Annotated in this window: 1 protein-coding gene; it reads right to left on the reverse strand. The window is 54.9% G+C overall.

From position 1 onward, the window contains the following. Window positions 1-16 precede the first annotated feature (16 nt). Window positions 17-1,108, reverse strand: coding sequence for an IS630 family transposase (locus AC1Q6I_RS34765; protein ID WP_034114923.1), 1,092 nt, complete (start codon window positions 1,106-1,108; stop codon window positions 17-19). Between the last annotated feature and the right edge of the window lie 80 nt (window positions 1,109-1,188).

Raw genomic sequence — 1,188 nt, forward strand, 5'->3', positions numbered from 1 at the left:
CTAGTGGCTTGAGCGGTTAATCCATTAATTTATTTTTTATCACACTCAGCTTCGCTTTATGTACCGAGCTAATGATGGCCTCAGCCGTTTTATTCCACTTGAACGGCTTGGCTGAATGCTCATTGTGAGCCTCGATAAATTGGCGGATAGCGACTTTTAGGTCGGCGACGCTGGTGAAGGCACCCCGGTATAGCGCTCGTCTTTCCAGTTGTGCAAACCAGCCTTCCACGGCGTTCAGCCAAGACGCGCTGGTCGGTGTGAAGTGCAATTTGAAACGCGGATGCTTTTCCAGCCACTGCTTGATTGCAGCCGTTTTGTGGGTCGAACTGTTATCTAGAATCACATGCAGATCCAGTCCGGCTGGCGTGCTGCGTTCAATCTGTTGCAGAAAAGCCAGAAACTCCTTGGCTCGATGGCGCTGGGTAATCCGTCCGATTACTTGGCCGGTTAGGATGTCGAAAGCCGCGTACAGACTCGCCGTACCATGGCGCTTGTAATCATGCGTCCGGCGTTCAACTTGACCTGGGCGTAGCGGGAGCATCGGTTGGGTGCGATCCAACGCCTGGATCTGGGTTTTCTCGTCAACCGACAACACCAGGGCATTATCCGGTGGGTTCAGATAGAGCCCGACCACGTCGACTACCTTGTCGGCGAAATGAGGGTCGTTGCTGATTTTGAAGGTCTTCAGACGATGGGGTTTGAGGTCGGAAGCGGCCCAGACCTGCCGAACCTGCCACGTGGTGACCCGCGCATACTTGGCCATCAAACGGACGCTCCAGTGAGTGGCTTCCTGGGGTACACGCCGGGTGGTCAGTGTCAGGATTTCGTTGATTTTATCGGGCCCAAGTTTGAGTGGCTGGCCGCTGCGCGGCAGATCGCTCAACCCTTCGATTCCCGCCTCCAGATAACGTTTTCGCCACTTGAATACCGTCGGCGGCGTGACCTGCAACTGCTCGCTGACGGCCTTGGGCGTCAATCCGTCAGCCAGTAGAAGCAGGATGCGCGCTCGCTGGGCGAGGCTCTGTTCCAGCGTACTCATACGCAACCAACCTTGCAGGGCGATGAGATCGGAAGGCATTAAAGCGAAGGGGGAAGTCGGTCGGGCCATGCGCATAACCAATCCATGACATTGGACGCACAGTATATCGTTACCATTAGATAAATGAATTAACCGCTCAGTCCACTAGC

Source organism: Pseudomonas sp. MPR-R2A5, assembly GCF_058793055.1.